Annotated in this window: 24 protein-coding genes, 2 tRNA genes and 2 pseudogenes; 11 read left to right on the top strand and 17 right to left on the bottom strand. The window is 62.3% G+C overall.

Features of this window, described 5'->3' with window-relative positions; translation table 11 throughout:
- Positions 1–45: 45 nt before the first annotated feature.
- The 3 genes from J4G43_RS05140 (at position 46) to J4G43_RS05130 (ending at position 2,101) form a co-directional block, all read left to right on the top strand.
- Positions 46–231 (top strand): hypothetical protein, encoded by a 186-nt coding sequence (locus tag J4G43_RS05140; RefSeq protein WP_208084204.1) that lies wholly within the window; start codon positions 46–48, stop codon positions 229–231.
- A 230-nt stretch (positions 232–461) separates the two neighbouring features.
- The gene (locus J4G43_RS05135; RefSeq protein WP_208084203.1) at positions 462–1,529 is read left to right on the top strand and encodes an RNA-directed DNA polymerase; all 1,068 of its coding nucleotides are present in this window, start codon (positions 462–464) and stop codon (positions 1,527–1,529) included.
- Positions 1,457–2,101: a hypothetical protein gene (locus J4G43_RS05130; RefSeq protein ID WP_208084202.1), complete on the top strand. Its 645-nt coding sequence runs from the start codon at positions 1,457–1,459 to the stop codon at positions 2,099–2,101. Before J4G43_RS05135 ends, J4G43_RS05130 begins: the two co-directional genes overlap by 73 nt.
- Positions 2,102–2,310: 209 nt before the next feature.
- Here the strand turns inward: J4G43_RS05130 and istB are convergent, their stop codons facing one another.
- The 3 genes and pseudogenes from istB to J4G43_RS05115 all read right to left on the bottom strand — a co-directional run bounded on the left by istB (position 2,311) and on the right by J4G43_RS05115 (position 5,513).
- Entirely contained in the window at positions 2,311–3,174 is an 864-nt protein-coding gene (gene istB / locus J4G43_RS05125; RefSeq protein ID WP_208083951.1) for an IS21-like element helper ATPase IstB, read from the bottom strand.
- Positions 3,134–4,673 (bottom strand): annotated as a pseudogene (gene istA / locus J4G43_RS05120) (IS21 family transposase). The gene istB and the pseudogene istA overlap by 41 nt, the downstream one beginning before the upstream one ends.
- Positions 4,674–4,745: 72 nt before the next feature.
- On the bottom strand, positions 4,746–5,513 hold the full coding sequence (locus tag J4G43_RS05115) for a hypothetical protein (RefSeq protein WP_208084201.1): 768 nt from the start codon (positions 5,511–5,513) through the stop codon (positions 4,746–4,748).
- A 535-nt stretch (positions 5,514–6,048) separates the two neighbouring features.
- Between J4G43_RS05115 and J4G43_RS05110 the strand changes: the two genes are divergently transcribed.
- Entirely contained in the window at positions 6,049–7,086 is a 1,038-nt protein-coding gene (locus J4G43_RS05110; protein ID WP_028151430.1) for a tyrosine-type recombinase/integrase, read from the top strand.
- Positions 7,087–7,152: 66 nt separating this feature from the next.
- On the opposite strand, the gene J4G43_RS05105 is transcribed toward J4G43_RS05110, so the two are convergent.
- From J4G43_RS05105 to J4G43_RS05065, 9 genes are all read right to left on the bottom strand, one after another.
- Positions 7,153–7,228: transfer RNA gene (locus J4G43_RS05105), tRNA-Phe, on the bottom strand.
- A 184-nt stretch (positions 7,229–7,412) separates the two neighbouring features.
- On the bottom strand, positions 7,413–7,595 hold the full coding sequence (yacG, locus tag J4G43_RS05100; RefSeq protein ID WP_028151429.1) for a DNA gyrase inhibitor YacG: 183 nt from the start codon (positions 7,593–7,595) through the stop codon (positions 7,413–7,415).
- Positions 7,596–7,740: 145 nt separating this feature from the next.
- A complete protein-coding gene (locus J4G43_RS05095) occupies positions 7,741–8,370 on the bottom strand; it encodes a Maf-like protein (protein WP_028151428.1) in 630 nt (209 codons plus the stop codon).
- A 145-nt stretch (positions 8,371–8,515) separates the two neighbouring features.
- Entirely contained in the window at positions 8,516–8,983 is a 468-nt protein-coding gene (locus J4G43_RS05090) for an arsenate-mycothiol transferase ArsC (RefSeq protein ID WP_208084200.1), read from the bottom strand.
- 132 nt (positions 8,984–9,115) lie between these two features.
- Entirely contained in the window at positions 9,116–9,613 is a 498-nt protein-coding gene (locus tag J4G43_RS05085; RefSeq protein WP_063985874.1) for a UPF0262 family protein, read from the bottom strand.
- Positions 9,610–10,905 carry a histidinol dehydrogenase gene (hisD, locus tag J4G43_RS05080; protein ID WP_208084199.1) on the bottom strand — a complete coding sequence of 432 codons (1,296 nt, stop codon included), beginning with the start codon at positions 10,903–10,905 and terminating at the stop codon, positions 9,610–9,612. Before hisD ends, J4G43_RS05085 begins: the two co-directional genes overlap by 4 nt.
- A 145-nt stretch (positions 10,906–11,050) precedes the next feature.
- The gene (locus J4G43_RS05075; RefSeq protein WP_071917090.1) at positions 11,051–11,500 is read right to left on the bottom strand and encodes a DUF2948 family protein; all 450 of its coding nucleotides are present in this window, start codon (positions 11,498–11,500) and stop codon (positions 11,051–11,053) included.
- A gap of 81 nt (positions 11,501–11,581) precedes the next feature.
- Positions 11,582–12,241 carry an NAD(P)H-binding protein gene (locus J4G43_RS05070; RefSeq protein ID WP_028151423.1) on the bottom strand — a complete coding sequence of 220 codons (660 nt, stop codon included), beginning with the start codon at positions 12,239–12,241 and terminating at the stop codon, positions 11,582–11,584.
- A gap of 26 nt (positions 12,242–12,267) precedes the next feature.
- Positions 12,268–13,206 carry an SDR family oxidoreductase gene (locus J4G43_RS05065; protein WP_208084198.1) on the bottom strand — a complete coding sequence of 313 codons (939 nt, stop codon included), beginning with the start codon at positions 13,204–13,206 and terminating at the stop codon, positions 12,268–12,270.
- Between the two features lie 83 nt (positions 13,207–13,289).
- On the opposite strand from J4G43_RS05065, the gene J4G43_RS05060 reads away from it, so the two are divergent.
- Positions 13,290–13,943 (top strand): TetR/AcrR family transcriptional regulator, encoded by a 654-nt coding sequence (locus J4G43_RS05060; RefSeq protein WP_166348559.1) that lies wholly within the window; start codon positions 13,290–13,292, stop codon positions 13,941–13,943.
- 172 nt (positions 13,944–14,115) lie between these two features.
- Here the strand turns inward: J4G43_RS05060 and J4G43_RS05055 are convergent, their stop codons facing one another.
- The 5 genes and pseudogenes from J4G43_RS05055 to J4G43_RS05035 form a co-directional block, all read right to left on the bottom strand.
- Positions 14,116–14,940 carry an alpha/beta fold hydrolase gene (locus J4G43_RS05055; protein ID WP_208084197.1) on the bottom strand — a complete coding sequence of 275 codons (825 nt, stop codon included), beginning with the start codon at positions 14,938–14,940 and terminating at the stop codon, positions 14,116–14,118.
- A 114-nt stretch (positions 14,941–15,054) separates the two neighbouring features.
- Complete coding sequence (locus tag J4G43_RS05050) at positions 15,055–15,564, bottom strand: hypothetical protein (RefSeq protein WP_085400910.1); 510 nt, start codon at positions 15,562–15,564, stop codon at positions 15,055–15,057.
- A gap of 251 nt (positions 15,565–15,815) precedes the next feature.
- Positions 15,816–16,124 (bottom strand): EthD family reductase, encoded by a 309-nt coding sequence (locus J4G43_RS05045; RefSeq protein WP_063985878.1) that lies wholly within the window; start codon positions 16,122–16,124, stop codon positions 15,816–15,818.
- Positions 16,125–16,250: 126 nt separating this feature from the next.
- Positions 16,251–17,970 (bottom strand): annotated as a pseudogene (locus J4G43_RS05040) (FAD-dependent oxidoreductase).
- A gap of 14 nt (positions 17,971–17,984) precedes the next feature.
- Entirely contained in the window at positions 17,985–18,188 is a 204-nt protein-coding gene (locus tag J4G43_RS05035) for a hypothetical protein (RefSeq protein WP_208084196.1), read from the bottom strand.
- Between the two features lie 317 nt (positions 18,189–18,505).
- On the opposite strand from J4G43_RS05035, the gene J4G43_RS05030 reads away from it, so the two are divergent.
- The 6 genes from J4G43_RS05030 to J4G43_RS05005 all read left to right on the top strand — a co-directional run bounded on the left by J4G43_RS05030 (position 18,506) and on the right by J4G43_RS05005 (position 22,529).
- Positions 18,506–18,580, top strand: a tRNA-Thr gene (locus J4G43_RS05030).
- Positions 18,581–18,877: 297 nt separating this feature from the next.
- Positions 18,878–20,221 (top strand): IS1380-like element ISBdi2 family transposase, encoded by a 1,344-nt coding sequence (locus J4G43_RS05025; protein ID WP_208084195.1) that lies wholly within the window; start codon positions 18,878–18,880, stop codon positions 20,219–20,221.
- A 266-nt stretch (positions 20,222–20,487) separates the two neighbouring features.
- The gene (locus tag J4G43_RS05020) at positions 20,488–21,393 is read left to right on the top strand and encodes a hypothetical protein (RefSeq protein ID WP_208084194.1); all 906 of its coding nucleotides are present in this window, start codon (positions 20,488–20,490) and stop codon (positions 21,391–21,393) included.
- Positions 21,390–21,971 carry a DnaA N-terminal domain-containing protein gene (locus J4G43_RS05015; protein ID WP_208084193.1) on the top strand — a complete coding sequence of 194 codons (582 nt, stop codon included), beginning with the start codon at positions 21,390–21,392 and terminating at the stop codon, positions 21,969–21,971. Before J4G43_RS05020 ends, J4G43_RS05015 begins: the two co-directional genes overlap by 4 nt.
- Positions 21,968–22,201, top strand: coding sequence for a hypothetical protein (locus J4G43_RS05010; protein ID WP_208084192.1), 234 nt, complete (start codon positions 21,968–21,970; stop codon positions 22,199–22,201). Before J4G43_RS05015 ends, J4G43_RS05010 begins: the two co-directional genes overlap by 4 nt.
- Positions 22,188–22,529, top strand: a complete 342-nt coding sequence (locus tag J4G43_RS05005) for a hypothetical protein (protein ID WP_208084191.1) — start codon at positions 22,188–22,190, stop codon at positions 22,527–22,529. The genes J4G43_RS05010 and J4G43_RS05005 overlap by 14 nt, the downstream gene beginning before the upstream one ends.
- Positions 22,530–22,546 lie beyond the last annotated feature (17 nt).

Genomic DNA, 22,546 nt, shown 5'->3' with positions numbered 1-22,546 from the left:
GAGACGTCCGCTGGCGTGACGGAGGAGGGGCTTGGGTCCCACGCAGTGCGTCACCTGTTCGGCGCGCAGCTCAAGAAAAAGTCCGTGGTGGAGGAGGATCGTGCCGATCTGCTCGGACACGGCGGCAAGAGCGAGACCAGCGAACGATACTGCGAGCCGCACGAGATTGCAGCGCTATACGAGTTCGTGCAGGAAGTTGCCAGTCGTGACGGCTCAGTTGGAGCCTCATGAAATTAAGCTGCTTCCATGGGTTTCATAGAAGAGGGTCGCTCCGTTCTCCCAACCCTCGCGGTCAAAGCGAGGTACGTGAGCCGCCCCGGGAGCCCTGAAGCAGCGCGGGGAACGGACAAATGCTTCGCAGAGGCGACCATAGCTGAGATTGAGCATAGCCCGCGCGGTTATGATTCCAAGCTTCGGACCTTTATGATCGATCCACGCGCGGAAGATGCGAGGAAAATGCGGTGGCGGAACTGAAGATACCTTTCGGCTTGGACGGCGCCGTGATGTCCAAGATCAACTGGAAGCTCGCCCTCGCGCGGGTCAGCCACGATCTCCGCTCGGACTTTATATACGCTCCTCACATTGGCTTCATTTACGCCAAGGCTGGAGAGGAACTGATCCAGGAGGTTCAAAGTGCCTTGGCGAGTGGGAAGTACAGTCCGGGGGTTCCGATAACCATTGAGGTTCCGAAGTCCTTCCGGATTCGCGTTGCCGTAAAGCCTGAACGATTGGGTCCAAGCTTCTCTCGCCCCGGAAGCATCCTGCTCCCGCACGATCGACTCCTGTATCAGGCTCTGGCTGATCAGGCAGCGCCCATCGTGGCTGAGAAAACCGATCACTCGCGATCCTTTAGCCATCAGTTGGCACGTCCAGACAGCGTGTCGATGTTCATCCCCACCCGAACCTGCTGGAATGCCTTGCAAACCGCGCTGCTCGATCATTCAAAGGCGGACGAGGTCAAATACATCCTGAAGATCGACGTCGCGAACTATTTTGGTTCGATGAACCTGCATACTTTGATCAACGTGTTGAACGACTCTGGATATGTCGGTGAGCTATCCGGCCGCCTTGAAGCGGTTTTGACCAGCTATACGAGCCAGCGAAGCTCTCGGGGAATCCTTCAAGGCATGTTCCCGTCGGACTTGTTTGGAAATTTCTACATGGAGCCGATCGATCGCTTCCTCAAGGAGTACGGAGTGAGGGCTGCGCGATATGTCGACGACATCTACATCTTCCTCGACTCCGTGGAAGCTGCCGACAGACTGCTCGGCCAGCTGATTCCCAAGCTGCGCTACTACGATCTCGTTTTGAACGAGGCGAAATGCATGATTATCCCGAAACGGCAGCTTCACACCGAAGAACCCGATCTCCAGGCCTTGTTCGACGATGCCGTCGACGAGATCAGAGACCAAATGAATGATGAAGACTTTGACGCGGACTACGGGTTTCAGTCCGAATGGAATACGGTGACGATGAGGACGATGATGATGACGAGACTGAGGATGACGACGAAGACGACCTCGATTTGAAGGCAACAAAGCTGTTGTTCAATTCGATCGGAAAGTACCTGGGTCAGGAAGAAAACATCGAGCGTTTCTGTCTGCCCTTGTTCACCAAAGCGGAATCTGACTACGCGCTGCAACACGTCATTGAGTCGTTCAAGAAGCGGCCGTCGATGGCTCAGATCTATGCATCGTACGTCGCCAAGTTCCTACGGTCCCCAAGCGTTCTGGATGCGTTACTCGCGTTGCTTGTCGACATCGAGTTGTCAGACTGGCAAAAAATGTGGATCTTAGCGGCGCTATCGCAGGCGGAGAAGCATAAGGACGCGTCTGTCAAGATTGCGCTGGATATACTGCAAGATGCCTCTCGGCACGAGACATTGAGAGCTGTCGCTGCGATCTTCGTTGGTCGGTTCGGAGATCACTCGCGGCGCCATACGCTGCTCGGGGTCTATACCGCCTCTTCGTCCTATATGCAGAGTGCAATTTACTTTTCGTTGCGAAAATGGCCGAAAGCGGAGCGGCTGACCGCAAAGAACAATTGGGGAAGTCATGGCGATCTCAACCGGCTCCTCACGCAGGCCATGAACAAGAAGTGACGCGAGCTCAGCGTCGTGATCGTTTCTTTGGCAGGTAGCTCGCGCACCGGTCGCGCGTTGCATCGTCGCAAGTGAAGTCCGAGGGCAATTTTCCGCCGAGTTCGGGGCGCGAACTGCGCATCCACAACGCCGCCAGCGCAGGATCGTAGTAACGCGAGAGCGCCAGTCTTCCAGCTCCGCGACGGCTTTCTGCTTGCGCTGCCACGTTGTCAATCGGCGTTGGACTGGGACCCCCGATCGGCGTCCAAAGGGGACCCCTTTGATCGGCGAGTCTTGATGGTAGCGCTCGCGGCGTCGGAGCTGGCCGGGGTTGCGGAGACGGCGCGAGCGCGGGTTGTTTGATCGTCGTCGCGGCTTTTAAAGCGCCAGCTGTCGTTACCGGTCTCGACGATGTCGCAGTGATGAGTCAGCCGGTCGAGCAGCGCGGTCGTCATCTTGGCATCGCCGAACACGCTCGGCCACTCGCCGAATGCCAGATTGGTGGTGACGAGGACGGAGGCGCGCTCATAAAGCCGGCTGACGAGGTGGAAGAGAAGCTGACCGCCGGACTGGGCAAAGGGCAAATATCCGAGCTCGTCCAGGACAATGAAGTCCATGCGGGTTAGGTGCTCGGCAAGCCGGCCCTGTCGCCCGTTGCGGGTCTCGGTCTCGAGGCGGTTGACGAGGTCGACCACGTTATAGAAGCGGCCACGGGCGCCGGATCGGATGCAGCTTCGCGCGATAGCGATGGCCAGATGGGTCTTGCCGGTGCCCGTTCCACCGACCAGGACGACGTTGCGTTGCTGGGCGATGAAGCCGCCGCCGGCGAGATCATTGACAAGCGTCTGGTTGATCGGCGTGGCGTCGAACTGGAAGTCTGCGATGTCCTTTGCAAGCGGCAACTTGGCGATGGTGAGCTGGTATTTGATCGAGCGGGCCTGCTTCTCGTTGATCTCGGCGGAGAGCAGATCGCCGACGATGCGCTGGGGTTCGTGCTGGCGTTTGACGGCGGTCGCCATGATCTCGTCGAAGGCGGCCTTCATGCCGTAGAGCTTAAGCTCGCCCATGAGATCGAAGATTTGGGTTCGTTCCATCAGTTTGTCCTCCGGAGGTTGTCGTAGCGGGCACAATCGGCGATCGGCGCATGGCGAAGCGTCAAGGCGGCCGGCGTCATGATGTTGGCCGGTGGGGCAGGTTCACGTTGACGAGCCAGGATGTTGAGCACGACATCGGCGGAATGAACGCCATGAGCGACCGCCTCGGCGCAGGCGGCTTCCACCGCGGGCAATCCGTCTGTCAGCACCGCATTGAGGATATCGACCATCTGTCGATTGCCATCGTCGGCACCGGCGAGTTTGCGCCGTACACGCTCAATCGCTGCGGGCAGCACCCAGTCCTTGAAGGGAGCGCCATTACGCAAGGCACCGGGCTTGCGCACAAGCACGGGCACATAGTGCCAAGGGTCGTAGACCGTCTCGCCGCGACCGAATGATCGCGGATGTTCGGCAACGACCCGGCCGTCCTGGCGGATCACGATGCGGTCCGCATAAGCCTGGACCTCAATGGGCCGCCCGACCGCGCTTGCCGCAACCGAGTACTTGTTGTTGTCGAAGCGCACCAGGCAGGTCTTGGAGACCGAGGCCGGGACGGCATGGAAGCCATCGAACCGACCTGCATAAGGCACGAGATTGGGTCGCTCGGCCTCGAAGATCTCCCAGACAGTCCGGTCGGCGAACTCTGGATGCCGATGCGCCTTGGCGTAGGCGATACATTTATCGAGCAACCAGGCGTTCAGCTCGTCCAATGTCTTGAAGCGCAGTCGCGGGGTGAAAAAGCGTTCGCGGACCAACCCGACCTGGTTCTCGACCTGTCCCTTCTCCCAGCCCGACGCTGGCGTGCAGGCAACCGGATCGACCAGATAATGGCTACACATCTGCAGGAAGCGCTGATTGTAGAGGCGGCCTTTGCCGACAAAGATCGTCTCCACCGCCGTCTTCATGTTGTCGTAGATGCCGCGCCGGCAAGTCCCCTTGAACAGTGCGAACGCCCGGTCGTGGGCGTCAAACACCATCTCCTGCGTCTCGCGCGGATAGGCCCGAACAAACAGCATCCGACTGTGGCAAAGCCGGACATGCGCCGCCTTCACGACCACCGTGGTTCCGCTCAACAGGACGACTTCGTGGCTCCAATCAAACTGGTAGGCTTCGCCGGGCGCAAAGCTCAACGGCACATAAGCTGAGGTCGTCGAGGCGCCACGCTCTCGGCTCCACCGCCGCGCATAGCGACGAACCGCGTCGTAGCCGCCGGCATATCCGAGGCCGCGAAGCTCTTCGAACAAGCGAATCAGCGTCAGCCGTTCGCGCGTCGTCTTGCTCTCGTTCGCCGCCAGCAACCGGTCAAGCTCGGCACTCCACGGGCCCATCTTCGGAAGCGGCTGCGTCTCTCGCTCGTACCGGAACTCCGTCGCCTCCGAGCGGATGACCTTGCGGACCACCTTGCGCGATACGCCAAGCTCCCGGCAGATCGCCTTGATCGGCTGACCATGAACAAAATAAGCGCGACGGATCTTCGCAATCGTCTCCACCACCAGCATCCCAACCTCGGCTTCCATGACTTGATGGAAGCCACTGTGGACCCTTGTCCCGGGGTCCCGATTGGATGCCGATTACCCCGAATACGGGGTCCTTATTCCATGCCGAAACACAGTAGCAATCGCTGGAAGACGAAGCTTGCCGGGTATGCGTCTAGCGATGTCGAGGACATTACGCGCTATCGACTCGCAACTCTCGTCCTCCGACGACCTTATCTCCCGCTTCAATAAATAGGCGGCCAAGAGAGCATTGACGTCCTTCCATGATTCAAGTTTATTCCTGCCGCTCTTGCCCCCACTCCCATCGTCCTGAACGAAGTCTGTGAGCATCTCCGGCAAGCTCCGCTTATAATCCTCCCACTCACTTATTGGCAGCATCACCTCGAAAAAATCGCTCTCATGCTCAAGGAGGTCGCAGAAGAGGTGCTCGGCCGAAGGCGGCTGCTTATCAGTTCCACGACGAGCTGCAGCATACTCAGTGGCGAATGGTCTAAGACGGACCTTGTACTCACCCTTTAGCCGGTTCGATTGTCCGACTCGAATCTTCCTGAAAGTCGCACCCGATATCTTAAGCCAATATTTGCTGGGAATCGGCACCCAAACCGGGCCGACCCCGGGCGCGTGAAATCCTGCGTGCACCTTCTCAGCCCTTAGTAGTTTCAGCAATTCGGCGTCCGCAATCTTCTCTCGCTTCTTCTTGGGAGGTACGCGCATACCCAACTGGATGGCCGCCTCGCGAAGAGTAACAACTTCGTCCACTGCCGGGTCAGCAGCGCGATTCGCGATTGACGCTTCCGTCAGTTTATTCATTTCGTCAGGACCGTTGATCGCATTATTAGCCATGGCGCACGTGCTCAGAACACGGCTGCGAGACGTTGCTGTTGGACCTGAGTCAGATCCAGCGGCAGCGGCTAGGCAGCGCCTCTAGTCAAATCACAGTTGAATGACAGATGAATGAACAAGGTACAGCACATCGCTACGCGAATGAAGGGGTCACTGCCAGATTCAGTGTTAATGCCTGCCTGCCTTCTATTTCGAACGCGTCAATGTGGACTGCGAGCAGCAAGGAAAGAACTACCGTTTTCCGCCCTACCGAGATCATGATTGCAGCGCACCCGACCCAGCCGCCAGGATGCTTCTAATATGCAACGGAAAGAGCGTCGCATTGGTCCCCGCCTTCTAACGCTTGGTGAAGCAGCTCTGTATTGCGGCATTAGTGTTCCGAGTTTCCGGAATCTCAGCCCAGTTAGACCTATTGCCCTCGGTCCGGGGCCGAAGCTTCAACGATACGACCGACAGATATTGGACGAATGGATCGACGATCTCGGAAAGGGACAGCCCGCAAAAGTGGATTGGCTAGCCGAATTGGATCGTAACAATGACCGTACTCAGGGTTAAGGGCCTAAAACGATATCGCGTGAAAGGACGCTGGTACGCTTACCACCGGAAGTCAGGCACGAGGCTCAAGTCCGAATTCGGCACTGCTGAGTTCGTCGCGGAGTTGGCCGGGGTGGAAGGAAGGCTTAAAAAACTCGAGCCTCTACCTGGAACGCTTGGAAAGCTTTTCTCCTTCTACAGAAAATCTGCAGCGTATACCGACCTCGCTTCGTCGACGAAGCAAGGCTATTTGCGGATGATGGATTTGCTCAAGCCACTCGATGAGATGCCCCTTGCTGAACTGTCACCGCAATTCATCGCTGGGCTGCGAGATCGGATAGCAGAGAGACACGGTCGCAGGCAGGCAAACTATGTAATGGCAGTCGTGTCCGTTGCATGTGAGCACGGTAAGGAGCACGGGATCGTTCGCGATAATCCAGTGAAGGGCGTGAAGCGGGTGAGACGGTCGCGGAGCGCTCCTGCAGCCAACAGACCTTGGACCATCGAGGAATGCAGAACTGTCCTGACCGAACTGCCATACCAATTGAAAGTACCTGTCGCACTGGCGATGTTCACCGGTCTTCGAAAAGGTGACGTATTGGAGCTCAAGAAGAGCGCGATTCGTGACGGCAGAATTTGGCGCAGAACAAGTAAGACCGGCCAGGAGCTATCGATTCCAATTCACCCAGACCTGGCTCAGGTCCTCGCTGCATCGCCGCAACACAATGCGATCACCATCGCGGCGACGAGGAACGCCACGCCATGGACCGAGAGCGGTTTCAATTCGAGTTTCATCAAGGCCATGGCTGCCCTCAAGAAGGCAGGAAAGATTGGCCCCGGTCTCACCTTTCACGGCCTTCGTCACACAGTCGGCACGCTTCTCATTGAAGCAGGCTACGACATCGACACGGTGCGACGTTGGCTTGGTCAGAAGACGCTCGCGATGGCGATCCACTACTCTCAGTCAGCGAATACCTCCGAAAAAATGCGGGAGGTGGTCGGTCGGCTGGACCCCTTGGGGAGCAAAACGCGAACGTAAGTGTCTAACTAGCCAAGGAAAGTGTCTAACCAGACGCCTATCAAGGGAGGTAACCCCTTGAAATCATGGTGCCCAGGGGCGGAATCGAACCACCGACACTGCGATTTTCAGTCGCATGCTCTACCAACTGAGCTACCTGGGCGTGCTCCAAAGAGGGGCCAAGGCCCATCGAGCGGGCGGTTTATAGTGGGCTAGAAGCGGCATGTCCACCCGGCTTCGCCAAGAGGCTTCGCCGGGCGCGGCCCGGCTGTGCACAAGATGGGGCGGGCTTGCTGCGGCTGGCGCGCGGTGCGTCGACCATCGGATTAAGCAATTGATATTAGTAACTATTCTTCGCCATCCGCCTCGTCGTCGCGGCCGGGGATGACGTAGGAGCCTTTCAGCCAGCGGTTCAGGTCGACGTCGCGGCAGCGCGAGGAGCAGAACGGGCGGGTGGCTTCCGACTGCGGCTTGCCGCAGATCGGGCAGGTTTTGAGCGGGCCGGCGGGCTTTTTGACGTGGTCGTCCATGATGTCGGCAGCTTACTCGGGGTGAAGGCGTTCAAGAGCCTGTCGGCAAATCGGTTCCTCGGGCGGTCGCGCAGGCGTCGCGGGCCGGGTCCGGCGGAGCCATTCTACTGTGCATGGGGTTGTTTTCGAGATTTTTGTCGGCGCGCTAGATGGCCGTGGCGTTGAGCCAGCCGAAGCGGATCGGAAAACCTTCGCCGCCGAGCAGCGTCGTGGTCTCGTAGAGCGGCAGGCCGACGACGTTGCTGTAGGACCCGACCATCTTGACCACGAAGGAGCCGGCGATGCCCTGCACGGCGTAACCGCCGGCTTTGCCGCGCCATTCGCCGGAGCCGATATAGGCCTGGATGTCGTCCTCGGAGAGGCGCTTGAAGCGGACGCGGGTCTCGACCAGGCGCTGGCGGAAGGCCTCGCGCGGCGTCACCAGGCAGATCGCCGTGTAGACGCGGTGGTTGCGGCCCGACAGCAGCCGCAGGCACTGCGCGGCCTCGTCCACGAGGTTGGCCTTGGGCAGGATGCGGCGGCCGACCGCCACAACCGTGTCGGCTGAGAGGATGAAGGCGCCGCGCAGCTCGTCGTCGAGCTGCACCGATTTCAGCGCCGCATCGGCCTTGGCCCTTGCGAGACGGTTGGCGCAGGCGCGCGGCAGCTCGCCCCGCTTCGGCGTCTCGTCGACGTCGGCCGGCCGGAGCGCGTCCGGCTCGATGCCGGCCTGGTTGAGCAGCGACAGGCGCCGCGGCGAACCGGAGGCAAGTACGAATTTGGGGCGGCCGAGCATCAGGTGATTGGGGGATGAAGCAGGGGGTGAATTGCGCGCGGAACCTATCGGAAGGGGGCTGATTTCACAACCCGGGAACCCGGACTTTACTGATTCGAGGCGTCCAACATGCGTGTGCCCTTGGTCTGTGACGCCGGTGTTACGGCTAACCGCTCGCCGCGCCGACCTTCGCAAAACGCCTGCGGATGCGCATCAGGAGCTGGTCGCAGACATCGCGGTAGGCGGCGAGCTTCTGGTCGCGGCTGCCTTCGATGGTGGTGGGATCCTGCGTCGGCCAGTATTCGACGTCGGCGGCGAGCGTGCGGGTCAGCTCCAGCGCCTTGTGGTGCGCTTCGGGCGAGAGCGTGATGATGAGGTCGAAATTGAGCCCCTCCCAGTCCTCCAGCTCCTCGAAGGTCTGCGGCTTGTGGGCGGAGATGTCCTGCCCCAGTTCGTCCATCACGGCGACCACGAAGGGATCGAGCTCGCCTTTCCTGGCGCCGGCCGACTTCACGTAGAGGCCCTGCGGAAACATGTGCCGGAGCAGGCTCTCGGCCATCGGCGAGCGCACGCTGTTCATCGCGCAGGCGAACAGCACCGATTGCGGATCGCGTGCGCGTGGCGGCGCCGCCATCGCGCCTAGCCTCTTTTGAAAGAGGGCATGGCCTTGTCGGAAAACCGCTGCACATTTTTCCGGGCCATTAAGCCGTTTGTCTCGCGCATGATCTGGTCCGAAAACCGGTGCCCACTTTTCGGGATCATGCGCCTAACCCTTCCAGTGCAGGACGGTGATGAGCGTGAACAGCCGGCGCGAGGTCTCGAAGTCGACCCGCACCTTGCCCTTCAGCCGCTCCTGGAGCGTGCGCGATCCCTCGTCATGGATGCCGCGGCGGCCCATGTCGATGGCCTCGATCTTGTCCGGCGTAGCCGTCCGGATCGCCTGATAGTAGCTGTCGCAGATCATGAAATAGTCCTTCACGATCCGCCGGAACGGTGTCAACGACAACAGATGCGCGACCACGGGCGCGCCGTCCTCAAGGCGAATGTCGAACATCAGCCGGCTGCCGGTGATGCCGATATGCAGCGTGAACGGCCCCTTCCCGTCGGCGCCATCGGGCGCGAACAGGTTCTGCTCGATCAGATCGTAGATCGCGATCGCGCGCTCATGCTCGATGTCGGGCCCGGAACGGCCGATCGAGTCCTCGTCGAGGGTGACCGCGACGATGCGATTGGTCGAGTCGTCCTGTTCCGGCGGCTGGGTCATGACAGATTGAGGCGCAATCCAATCGAGCGCGAATGAGCGTCCAGCCCCTCCGCTTGTCCGAGCGTCATCGCGGCAGGTCCGAGCGCACGCAGCTGGTCCGGGCCGCATTTCAGGATCGAGGTGCGCTTCATGAAGTCGGCAACTCCGAGGCCCGAGGAGAATCGCGCCGAGCGCGCCGTCGGCAGCACGTGGTTGGAGCCGCCGACATAATCGCCGATCGCCTCCGGCGTATGCGCGCCGAGGAACACCGCACCGGCGTTGCGGATCTTTGCGGCAAGCGCATCGGGATCATCAGTCATGATCTCGAGATGCTCGGCCGCGATCGCATCCGCGAGCGGAATGGCGTCGGCAAGATTCTTGACCATGATGATGGCGCCGAAATCGGCCCAGGAGGCGCCGGCAATTGCGGCGCGCGGCAATGTCTTCAGTTGCGCTTCGACGGCCTTTTCGACATCGGCGGCGAGGTGCGCGGAATCCGTGATCAGGATCGATTGCGCGCTGGCATCATGCTCGGCCTGCGCCAGCAGATCAGCGGCTATCCAGTCGGCATTGCCGGTGTCGTCGGCAATCACCAGCACCTCGGAGGGGCCGGCGATCATGTCGATACCGACCTTGCCGAATACCAGCCGTTTTGCGGCGGCGACATAGGCGTTGCCGGGGCCGACGATCTTGGCCACCGGCGCGATCGTGGCGGTGCCGTGCGCGAGCGCCGCCACGGCCTGCGCGCCGCCGACGCGGTAGATCTCGCTGACGCCGCCAAGCGAAGCGGCCGCCAGCACCAGCGGGTTGAGCTTGCCGTCCGGCGACGGCACCACCATGACGAGGCGCGCGACGCCGGCGACCTGCGCGGGTACGGCGTTCATCAGCACAGAGGAGGGATAGGCCGCGGTGCCGCCGGGCACATAGAGGCCCGCGGATTCGATGGCGGTGTAGCGCCAGCCGAGCTCGACGCCGAGCGGATCGGTGAAGCGCTCGTCCTTCGGAAGCTGGCGGCGGTGATAGGTCTCGATGCGGTCGCGCGCGAGCTTGAGCGCATCCAGCGTCGCGGCATCGCAGGCCTTCACGGCCGTCTCGATCTCGGCGGCGGTGACGCGCAGGCCGGATGCATCCAGCTTCAGCCGGTCGAACTTTGCCGTGGCCTCAAGCAGGGCCGCATCGCCCCGCCTGGCGACGTCGTCGACGATGCTGCGCACGGCGGCCTCGACGTCGGCCGAGACCTCACGCTTGGCGGCGAGGAAGGCCGCGAATCGCTGGTCAAAATCGGCGCTGCTGCGGTCGAGACGAACGGGCATTTTTGGCTTGGCTTCCGGCTGGTCTTTGGGGCGGCTTGGCTCACCCGACCCCCTGCTCAATGGCGCGGCGGGGAAGCTGCGTCAACCCTCGGGAGATGCCGTTCCGGCAGCGTCCCGACTTGGCTTGACTGGTATACCGGCCAACTCACCCCTCCTCCTCGATGCCCAGTCCCGCCCCGAGCTCGTCCGCCCCCAGATCCGTCAATTCGCATTCCAGACATTCGACGTCGAGGCGGATGGCGCCGCCATGGGCGAACAGCAGCAGGGCGCTGCCCCCGGGCTCCTCGTCGCGGCCGTCCTGGGAGTGAAACTCGATGCCGACGAGGTCCAGAACCTCGTCCGGTGCGCCGAGGTCGATGTTGCGCGACTTGCAGGCGAGCACGCGGTCGAAGCGGAGCGCGGCGACCAGCCGGCGGGGTTCGGCCTCGCCGTCCAGCGACTGCTCCCAATCCAGCCGGCTCATCCCGACCACCAGCCGCTTCTCGCTTTGCCGCCAGATGATGTCGGCGGCCTGGACGCGGGCGTCCTGCACATGGGTCGAGATCACGGCGAGATCGTCGGCGTCGAGCGCGATCAGTTTGAGCTGGGGAGACATCGCCGGCATTTCTCCTCGGGGGCCGATAAGGCTCAACGCGCGCGGACGCGGAAATTTCCGTGAAACTAACGGGCTAGCCGGCTAGAGGCTATTGATATCCTCCATCTCCAGCACCTTCCGCGGATACCCCTCCCGGGCGACACGAATCATGGCGCGGCCCATCTGCTCGGTCGAGGTGACGAGCCGCGGCGAGATCCGGCGCAGCGCCGACCAGAGCGGCCCGGTTGCGGCATACACGGCCTGCACCCAGGCGGTCTTGGAGCGGGCGCCGTGCAGGGGCTGGATCGCCCCGGGGCGGAACATGTAGGCCCCCCGGAACGGCAGCTTGAGCAGATCGTTTTCGGTCTTGCCCTTGATCCGCGCCCACATCCGCGATCCCTGCTCGGTGGAATCGGTGCCGGCGCCGGTGACGTAGACGAACGTCATCTGCGGATTGAGCTTCGCGAGCGTCGTCGCCGCCGCGAGCGTGAGATCGTAGGTGAGATGGCGATAGCGATCCTCGCTCATGCCGATCGAGGAGACGCCGAGGCAGAAGAAGCAGGCATCGAAGCCCGTGAGCTGCGCTTCGATCGCCGAGTAGTCGGTGAAATCGCCGTGCGTGATTTCGGTGAGCTTGGCGTTGCGCACGCCGGTCGGGCTGCGGCCGACCACGAGCACGCGGTCGATGCCGGTGTCGATCAGGCATTCGCGCAATACGCCCTGCCCGACCATCCCGGTCGCGCCAAAGATGATGACTTGCATCGTGACGTCCCCACCCGGCCCGCGGCTCATGCGGCGACCGCGATCTCGTCGAAGGATACACCGGTCAACGTCGCCGAGACATCCCACAGCATGGCGGCCGCGGCGAAATCCTTCGCCTGCGGCATGATCTTCGCCGGCGCGGGCGGCCCCTTCAATTCGTAGAACCAGTTCGGACCGTAATAGCCACCGGGCTCTGCAGCCGGAGAGGTTGCCGCGAACAGCGTGGGCAGCGCGCCTTCGGCTGCAGAGTGGCTGATGAAAGGCTGGAGCCAACGGCTGACACGCGACTGGAAGGTGTCGGCGCCCGGCCCGTTCGGAATGAGATCGGTCCGCGCGTAGCCGGGATGGGCAGCAAGGCTCGTCAAGCCCCAGCCGGCGGCGAGGCTGTGGCGCTGCAGCTCCAGCGAAAACATCAGCATCGCCAGCTTGGACTGGCAATAGGCGCGCCAGGGACGATAGGAACGCTTGCCTTGCAGATCGTCGAAATTGATCGCGCCGGAGCGGTGCGCGAGGCTTGACAGATTGACAATGCGCGGCGCTTTCGCGCGGCGGAGCTGCGGCAACAGCTGTGCCGTCAGCGCGTAATGGCCGAGATAGTTGGTGCCGAGCTGCATCTCGAAACCATCCTCCGTCTGCTGCCGCTTCGGCAGCGCCATCACGCCGGCATTGTTGATCAGGAGATCGAGCTGCTCGTTGCTGGCGGCAAAGCGCCTGGTAAAATCGGCGACGGAGGCGAGACTGGCGAGATCGAGATGCTCGTAGGCGATCAATGCGTTGGGAAACCGCTCGCAAATGCCCTCGATCGCCCGCAGGCCCTTTGCGTCGTTGCGTCCGGTGAGTATGACAATGGCACCGGCGCCCGCCAGCGCCATCGCCGTCTCGTAGCCGAGGCCGCCCGTCGCCCCGGTCACGACGGCGGTCTTGCCGCCGAGGGAAGGGATGTCTGCCATGCTCCAGTCGGTCATGCCGTATCTCCGTTCGGGGCTGGAAAAGCCCCGCGACCGGTCTAAATGTGCACTGAGTGCAAGTTTGCAAGAGGTGAAATAATTTGAAGGCTTCGAAGCCCGGCGGGAAATCGGTCAGGACAGGCGCCAAGCCATTGCCGGCAGGAGCAAAATCCCCTGATGGTCCCGGCCTGCGCCAGCGTAAATTGCAAGAGACCCGCGAGCGGCTGACCCGCGCGGCGATGGCGCTGTTCCTGGAGCGCGGCTTCGAGGCCACGACCATCGACGACATCGCGACCGCGGCCGACGTGTCACGCCGCAGCTTCTTCCACTACTTCGCGTCGAAAGAGGACGTGGTCGCCGCCTGGCAGGAGGGCGCAGCAAGCGCGCTGGTCGCAGAGGTCGTGGCGCGGCCAGCGGGCGAAACCATGCTGACGGCGGCGGAGAATGCGATCGCGGCGGCGGTCAGGCGGATCGACCCGGCGGAAGCCGCGGCGATGTCGCGGCTCAAGCGCGACAATCCCGCGCTTCACGCGCGCGACCAGCTCAAATACGAGAAGCTCGAGCGCGCACTGGCCGAAGGGCTTTCGCAGCGTGCCAAAACCAAATCGGACAGGCTGAAGGCACGGCTCGTCGCCATGATCGCCACCGGCGCGATGCGCGTCGGCGGCGAAAACTGGATCGGCGAAGATGTGCGGGAGAAACCGGAGGTTTTCGTGAAGCGCACGTTCGATGCGATCAGGGCGATCTTGAAGTGACGCTCTTCCCCTCTCCCCTTGTGGGAGAGGGTGGATCAATCGCGCTTCGCGCGATTGAGACGGGTGAGGGGTTGTCTCCGCGCGTGAACTCTTGCAGTTCGACTCGTTGAAGCAGACCCCTCATCCGGCGCTTCGCGCCACCTTCTCCCACAAGGGGAGAAGGAAGACTCCCTCACCCCTTGAAGAACGCGAGCAGGTCCGCGTTGATGGTTTCGGCGTGCGTGGTCGGCATGCCGTGCGGGAAGCCCTTGTAGGTCTTGAGCGTGCCGTTCTTCAGCAGCTTGGCCGACAGCGGGCCGGAATCGGCGTAGGGAACGATCTGGTCGTCGTCGCCGTGCATCACCAGAACGGGCACGCTGATCTTCTTCAGGTCCTCGGTGAAATCGGTCTGCGAGAACGCGACGATGCCGTCGTAATGCGCCTTCGCACCGCCCATCATGCCCTGGCGCCACCAGTTCTGGATCACCGCTTCCGACGGCTTTGCGCCGGGACGGTTGTAGCCGTAGAAAGGACCGGAAGCGAGGTCGCGGTAGAAGCCGGTGCGGCTGGCGGCGAGCTGCTTCTGGAGATCGTCGAACACGCTCTTCGGAAGGCCACCGGGATTGGTCGCCGTCTGCACCATCAGCGGCGGCACCGCCGAGAGGATCGCAGCCTTCGCCACCCGGCTCTCGCCGTGACGCGCGATGTAGTGCACGACTTCACCGCCGCCGGTGGAGTGGCCGACATGGATGGCGTTCTTGAGGTCGAGATGCGCGGTCACCGCCGCGAGATCGTCGGCATAGTGATCCATGTCGTGGCCGTCGGCGACCTGCGAGGAGCGGCCGTGGCCGCGGCGGTCATGGGCGATGACGCGGTAGCCGTGATTGGCGAAGAATATCATCTGCGTGTCCCAGTCGTCGGCCGACAGCGGCCAGCCATGGCTGAACACGATCGGCTGGCCCGAACCCCAATCCTTGAAAAAGATCTCGACGCCGTCCTTGGTGGTGATGGTGGGCATGAATGGCTCCTTCAGTGAAAATCAATCCGGGGCTCGCAAAACGCGAGCCGGCAATCCGGAGATGGTCGGGCGATGTCACGAGGTCGATGCCGCGCACCGACCGTGAACGTGCGATCAGGCAAACGTCATCGGCTTGTATCGGCGCCAGGCGCCGATGGTCAGCACCACGAAGAACACCAGCACGATGCCCTGCACCACGGCGAAGACGGGGCCTCCCGGCGGATTCGGCGGCACGGCAGGCGCGAGCGCGGCGAGCGCCGGCACCTTCAGGAACGACTGGATCACCAGCACGAAGACGTTGAAATAGAGCGAGATCATTGCGGTCACGATGTAGACCGGCCGCCAGACCCCTTTGAGCTTCATTCCGTAGAGCGCGAGGCAGGCGATCGCGAGCAGCACCAGCGAGATGCCGGCGATGATGTACGAGGGCAGCAGCTCCTTGAACGGAAACAGGAAGCCGGTGACGCTGGTGAGGATCGTGAATAGCAGGAAGATCGCAGTGAGGCCCGGCATCGGCTTCGACCCGAGCAGGCCGAACATCACGACCAGGCCGGCGACGATGCCGATCAGGCTGATGATGACATGGACCAACGTGAAGGCGGGCAGGCTCAATCCAAGCATCATCTCACTCTCTCCGTTTGGAAGCTTTGGATGGTATTACGGCCCTCATTGAATGGCTACATGCGCGATGTCACAGGCTCGTGCGGAGCCATGCGCCGTCGTGCGAATCGACAAACGCATGACTGAATTTTTTGCACCGCTGTCACAAACGAGAGCAGTTTGCAGCCCGGATGGGGCGAAGCTAAATCCGGGCTACGAGCTTGCAGGTCTTCGACGAAAGTTGAATCGAATTTGGCGAGACGCTTCGCGCGCGCTCAGACTTCCTTGGTGTCGAAGATCAGCAGATCGGCGCCGCCGCTGGCGAATTTCGGCACGTCGCCCGCGGCCGCCTTGCCAGCTTCGCTGCCGAAGGCCTTCTGGATGTCGCCCACGCTGTCGAAGCTGAGAATGGCGACGAGGTGGACGCCCGATGGTCCGGCGGGCGAGCCGACTGCGCCCGTGCTGACGGCGTATTTCTTCAGGCCGGGAAGTTTCTTCGCGAGCGGAATGTGGGTCTCGGCATAATGCTTGTCGAAGGCGGCGGCGTCTTTGGGCGTCTTGTAGAGCACGACGAGTTCGGCCATTTAGTCCTCCCTTGTGAATCTTTTGTTCTTCCACGCGCGATTGGCCTCGCGACGGGGCGATAGTCCGTGGGACACGGCAAGATGGCAAGTGAGATTCCGTCTGCCGTCTGCTTGTCTTGTCCTTGACTAAAGCGCCGGTTTTGCGGCGTCGCCGAGATAGCCGTGCAGGGGAGGCCACGACCTGCGCGCCTTCGCCGATGGCGCCGCCGACGCGCTTGACCGAGCCGGAGCGGACGTCGCCGACCGCGTAGACGCCGGGCACCGAGGTCTCCAGTGGGGCCACCAGCTTGCCCTGGTTCAGCTCGGACTGCGCGCCCGTCACGACGAAGCCGCCGCGATCGAGCGTGACGCCACAGCCGTCGAGCCAGTTGGTGGCGGGATCGGCACCGACGAACAAAAAGAGATTCTTGATGTCGGCAGAGTCTTCATCGCTCGACAGCCGGCTCTTCCAGCGGATGCGCCGCAGCAGCGAGGCTTCGTCGCCCTCGAGCGCGGTGATCTCGGTGTTGAACATCAATTCGATGTTGGGTGTCGCTTCGATGCGCTCGATGAGATAGCGCGACATGCTGGCGCCCAGGCCGCCGCCGCGGATGATCATCAGCACCTTCTTGGCGTGTCCCGACAGGAACACGGCCGCCTGCCCCGCCGAATTGCCGGCACCGACCAGGGCCACCTCCTCGCCGGCGCAGAGCCGCGCCTCGACCGGAGAGGCCCAATACCAGACGCCGCGGCCCTCGAACTTGTCGAGGTTCTCGATCTCGGGGCGGCGATAACGCGCGCCGCTCGCAACCACGACTGCCCGCGAGCGCAAGGGATCGCTGCCGTCGAGCGTCACCGCAAAAGCACCGTCCTTGCGCGTGCAGTCGAGCGACTTCACCGTGACGGGGATCATGATGTCGGCGCCGAACTTCTGCGCCTGGTTGAACGCGCGCGCGGTCAGGGCCTGGCCGGAAATGCCGGTCGGAAAGCCCAGATAGTTTTCGATGCGCGCGCTGGCACCGGCCTGGCCGCCGAAGGCGCGGGTGTCGAGCACGGCAACCGAGAGCCCTTCGGAGGCTGCATACACCGCGGTTGCCAGCCCGGCGGGTCCGCAGCCGACGATCGCGACATCGTAGATGCGGTCGTTGCGGGGGCCGCCGATCATGCCGATCGCGCGCGCAACCTCGGTTTCGCTGGGGTTGCGCAGCACCTCACCGCTCGCCGCGACGACCAGCGGCCAGTCTTCCGGCTTCGGCGAATAGCGCGCGATCACCTCGGCGGCGTCGCGGTCACGCTCGGGATCGAGCAGATGATGCGGCTGGCCGTTGCGGGTGAGGAAGCCCTGCAAGCGCACCACGCCGGCCGAATACGAGGGACCGATCAGCACCACACCGCCGACGCCGGCCTGAAGCAGATTGACCCGGCGCAGGATCAGCGCGCGCATGATGCGCTCGCCGAGCTCGGCCTCGGCGACCAGCAGCGCGCGCAGGCGGGGCGGCGGCAGCAGCAGTGTCTCGACCTCGCCTTCGGCGCGGCCGTCGACCAGTGCCGGCCGGCCCGAGAGCTGGCTGAGCTCGGCCAGAAATTGCCCCGGCCCCTGGTCGATCAGCGGGGTGACATTGCCGAGCCCGTCGCGCTGGGTGATGGCGACGTGGCCCTTCAGCACGACGAACATGCCCGGTCCGGGCTTGCCGGTCTCGAACAGGAATTCGCCGTCAGCGTAAGTGCGGACCTCGCCGAAATTCCGCATGCGCTCGATCTCGGCCGATGTCAGCGCCGGAAAGGTCTGCTCAGGGCGCGTGAACCGCGACATCTGCGCGTCACCATCGTTTCGTTGCTGCTCGTCCTGCCCCGTTGCCACGTCCATGCACTCCAAAAATTCTAATCGCCAGTCTTCAATCGCCGGTCTTGCCGGCGGGTCCCCTCATCTAGGGAAGCATCGTCGTTCTGCGAGGGGTCGGTGATTGCGGCGCGTTCGCGCGCCTGCACTTTCCGTCGCTTCAGGTTTTCGCGCAGCGCCGATTTCAGCCGGTCGTCCCGCGCCCCCCTCGCCTGTCTCGTGCTCTTGTCGTTCTCGTCAGCCATCAGCGGTCCATACCAGCGATCCGCGATAACATGCCCGGAGAATGCGGCAGCTCAAGAGGCCCCTCGCGAACTGTTCGTGCGAAATCCAAAATGTGCCGAATGCCATGCCGCGGCCAACTGGCCAGTTGGCCGGGGATATCGGAACCGAAATCGGCGGGAAGTCGATACTTTCACCTGAAAACGGGCATTTTGGCCCCGATATCGACCCGATTTTCTCGTTTTGGCGGAGCTAGCAAGCTTGCACAGGAGGGGGGCTTGTGGCAGATATCGGCCCGCTTGGTAGGCCCCCTTGGCGGCCGATTCTTATCCCAGCACATGCTGCCGTAGCTCAGTGGTAGAGCACTCCATTGGTAATGGAGAGGTCGACAGTTCAATCCTGTCTGGCAGCACCACCAAACCCCTTGAAAAACAGCACTTCTCGAAACGAGCACTCCCCGTTCCCCCGCTGCTGGGCGGTGAACGGAGATCGAACCTGCGTCGAATCGTGGGGGAAAACTCGGGGAGTTTGTTCGATAGCTGTTCTTCAGAAAAGCGAAGGGCCGCCACGGCGAATGGCAGCCCAGATCGCAATCAAAAGTCTAGCCCGTCTTATTCGTAAGAGTGCGCCTGAGGGGTAAAGCGCTGATGCGGCGTAGGATTCGGTTGCGAAGCCAACCCCATCACCTCCAACCGCGAACGCCACGCCCGCCATGACCGACGATACGATTCCGCCCTTCTCGTTTCCAGCCGTTCACGCCAAGAAAGTCACAGCTGCCTTCGATGGTGGGCGCCTAACCTCGAACGGGGGCGTGATGCTTCTGGCGATGGCCGAGCGGCGTCTCGGTTTGGCCAACAATCTGGCCCGGGTGTTCCCGGATCGGCGCGATCCGACGCGGGTCGTGCACAGCCTGGTCGATATGCTCCGCGCTCGCATGTTCGCGATCTGCTGCGGCTACGAGGACGCCGACGACCTCGATCATCTGAGGTCCGATCCGGCATTCAAACTGGCCTGCGGACGGCTGCCGGACACGGGCCGGGATTTGTGTTCCCAGCCGACGCTGTCGCGGCTGGAGAATGCTCCGCGCCTGCGCGACGTGATCCGGCTGACCTACATTTTGGTCGACGCATGGATGGATAGCTACCCCCACGAGCCGGCATCCGTCACGCTCGACATCGATGATACCTGCGACGTCGTCCACGGCCATCAGCAGCTCTCGCTGTTCAACGCTCATTATGACGAACGCTGCTTCCTGCCGATCCACGTCTACGACACGGAGAAGAGCCGGCCCGTGGCCGTCGTGCTGCGGCCCGGCAAGACGCCGGGCGGCGTCGAGGTGCGTGCCCATCTGCGCCGCCTGGTACGGCATATCCGGACGCGATGGCACAACACGCAAATTACGTTCCGTGGCGACGGGCACTATGCCCGGCCGGAGGCCATGGCGTGGTGCGAGACCAACGGCATCGACTACATCTTCGGTCTGTCCGGCACCAAGCCTCTCGCCAGAAAAGTCGACGAGGTCGCCGACGACATCCGCACGCGACGCGCCATCGAGAACCTGCCGGTTCTGCGTGGCTATACCGAGACGCGCCACAAGGCAAAGTCCTGGGATCGCGAACGGCGCACTGTCGCCCGTATTGAGGCGACGATGCTCGGCCTCGACATCCGCTTCGTCGTCACCAGCCTCGATGTCGGCTCGGCCGAGTGGATCTACGACAGCCTGTATTGCGCGCGCGGCCAAGCCGAGAATCTGATCAAGCTGCATAAGACGCAGCTCGCCTCCGATCGCACCAGCTGCCGTTCGGCGCTCGCCAACCAGGTCCGTCTCGTGCTCCATACGGCCGCTTATTGGCTGATGCTGACCGTGCGCGACGCCATTCCCAAAGCCCGGGAATTGGCCGCTGCCGAGTTCGCGACGCTGCGTCTTCGGCTCTTGAAAATCGCCGCCCGTGTCGTCGAGACCACGAGCCGCATTCGCCTTGCGTTTGCCGCGGCATGTCCCGAAGCCGACCTGATCTGCGGCTTGCCCGGCGCGCTGCTGCCGCTCGGTCCTTGACCGGCGGGGCGTCCGCCCCCGTTCGCCCAACCCATCCCTCAAGCGCGTTGCAAAGTACCGGTCGTCAGGCGGCGAAAAGCCGAAGGCAATCCTGTGCGCCTCGTCAGACAAGATGTGCGGCCGCATCAATCGGGCCCAAAAGCCGCACTCTCACGAATAGGACGGGCTAGCACCACGGAATTTAGCAGCCAGTCACCGGAGGCGCAATCCGGAACCGCCATGGCGGCCGCCTACGCGGCCGCGTTGGCGAGGAAGGCGGTGCGGCCATGACACGACCGGAAAAGTATGCCGGCTATGTCGCCGTCCCCCGCTGGCTTCTGGATGATGACCGGCTCGCGCGGGAGCCGTTTACGGAGGTCCAGGCGTTCGTCGACATGATTGCCAGGGCGGCTTGGAGGCCGCAGCGAGTGCGCCTTGCACGTGGCTTCGTCGACCTGCAGCGTGGGCAACTACTGGTGTCGGTTAGGTTCTTGGCGAAGCGCTGGCAATGGTCCGAACAGGCCGTCCGGCGCTTTCTCGACCGCATCTCCGGTTGGCACGCAAACGGCACGCAGACGACGACGCAAAATGGCCCACAAAACGGACCGCAAGATGGCCCGCTAATTGGCACGCAGACCACTCGTGACGGGACGATCGTAACTATCCATAATTACGATGTTTTCCAGAAGAAGACGAGTTCTGAAGGGAGTGGCGATGGCGCGCAAGTTGATGCGCAAAATGAAGCGCAACTTGGCACGCAAGACGGCACACCATCCGATCAAAAACCGGCGCAAAGTATAATAATAAATAATAATAATAACTCTCAGCTCTCTGAAGAGAGCTGCACTTCGCGCGCGAGCCCTCCCAGCAACGTTATCGAACTTCCAAGGCAGAAGTCCGAACAGGCGAAAACTCCGACAGCGGCAGAGCTAACCACCGTCGTGGGAGCGCTGTTCGGCGAGTGCAGGAAGTTCCAGGTCTCCGCTGGCGTGTCCGATCGCAATGCTCGCAGCGTTGTCGGCAAGTGGCGACGCGAGCACGCCGACGATGAGATATTCGAAGCCGTAAAACGAGCGCAGAGCGAGGAGGCGCAGGATCCCGTCGCCTTCATCAGCGGCTGCCTGAAGCGTAAGCCCGCTGCGGCAATGGTAGGCGTGGAAAGTGCCTTAGCTGCTTTGGAGGCGCTGCGATGAAGCCGCTCCGCGTGATCAAATCCAATACCGACCTGCAGGCAGAACGCGGTGAGATCCTCGATGCGCTGACGGCGCTGATCGAATGCTTCCCGAACGCTCCGAAAAAAAACCTTGCCGCGTATGCCGAAAAACTCCTGGAACTGGTTTTAGTAAGGCGACCCAGCGTGGCGACGCTGGCGCGAGCAAGCGATCGGCTCATCGAAGCGAACGGCTTCCTACCGCCGATTAAATCCGTGCTCGATGCGATCGATGAAGCGGCGTCGAGCTTGGGGGCGGTGCAAGTCAAGACGGCCGTCGTCGACCTGGATCACCTTGGGTCGCCCGGCAAACTTCTGTTGGTCAGGTATGGCGCAGGTATCGCCGCATCCTGGTTCAAGAGGCTCGATGTGCTCGAAGACCGCGGCGGCGCAGAGCTAGTGCTTTCCGTGCCCTCGGAATTCATCCGCAGTCGGTTGCTGTCGGATTACGCGGCCGAGATTGGTCGCTGTTGGCGCGTCTCTCGGCCGGCTCTGCGGGTTATCCATTTTGACGTGGTCGGCCGGCGTCGTCAAAGCTACGTGCTTAGCGAGGTCACATGAGCGAACAGCGCTTGTTGCTTGCGCATCAGATCGCCGAGCGGACGCTCAACGCTCGCGTCCAGGTTCTGACGTTCAACGAGCCGGACGGGGCCAAGCGCTTCGCCGTGGGCTACTCCAATGCGGTTCACAAGTGGCTTTCGGCCTATCGGTTCGAAACCGACCTGCAGGCGGACGCTGCTGCGATGGTGCTTCGCGAGTGGCTGTTGGGAGGCCACAATGGACGGCGGTGATCGTCCAGCGATCGGTTCTCCCGCGGAACCGATCTCCCGCACCTGCAAGGCTCCAGGATGCGGCAAAGACATCAGCCACAAGCGCCGTGGCGCGTTTTTTTGCGATAGCAACTGCAAGAGCGACTATCACAATCACGAGGCTGCTGAGGCGCGTTCGGCCGCTCCGGATCCGGCAAAGCTACCGATCCCCGACACCGCCGAGCTCGCTTCGGAGCTGCGAGCAAGGGGTCTGATCACCTACGAGGAGGAAGAAGCTCGCGATCTTAGGGCGATCGGACTCGGCGTCATGCGTCTGGCCGGCATCGATCCGAAGGAGATCAAGGCCTGATCGTTTCACGTGAAAAA

It is taken from the genome of Bradyrhizobium barranii subsp. barranii (assembly GCF_017565645.3).
In the GTDB taxonomy this organism is placed as follows: domain Bacteria; phylum Pseudomonadota; class Alphaproteobacteria; order Rhizobiales; family Xanthobacteraceae; genus Bradyrhizobium; species Bradyrhizobium barranii.
Note: the sequence above shows the minus strand (reverse complement) of the source record. Positions and strands in the feature narration are given on the sequence as shown.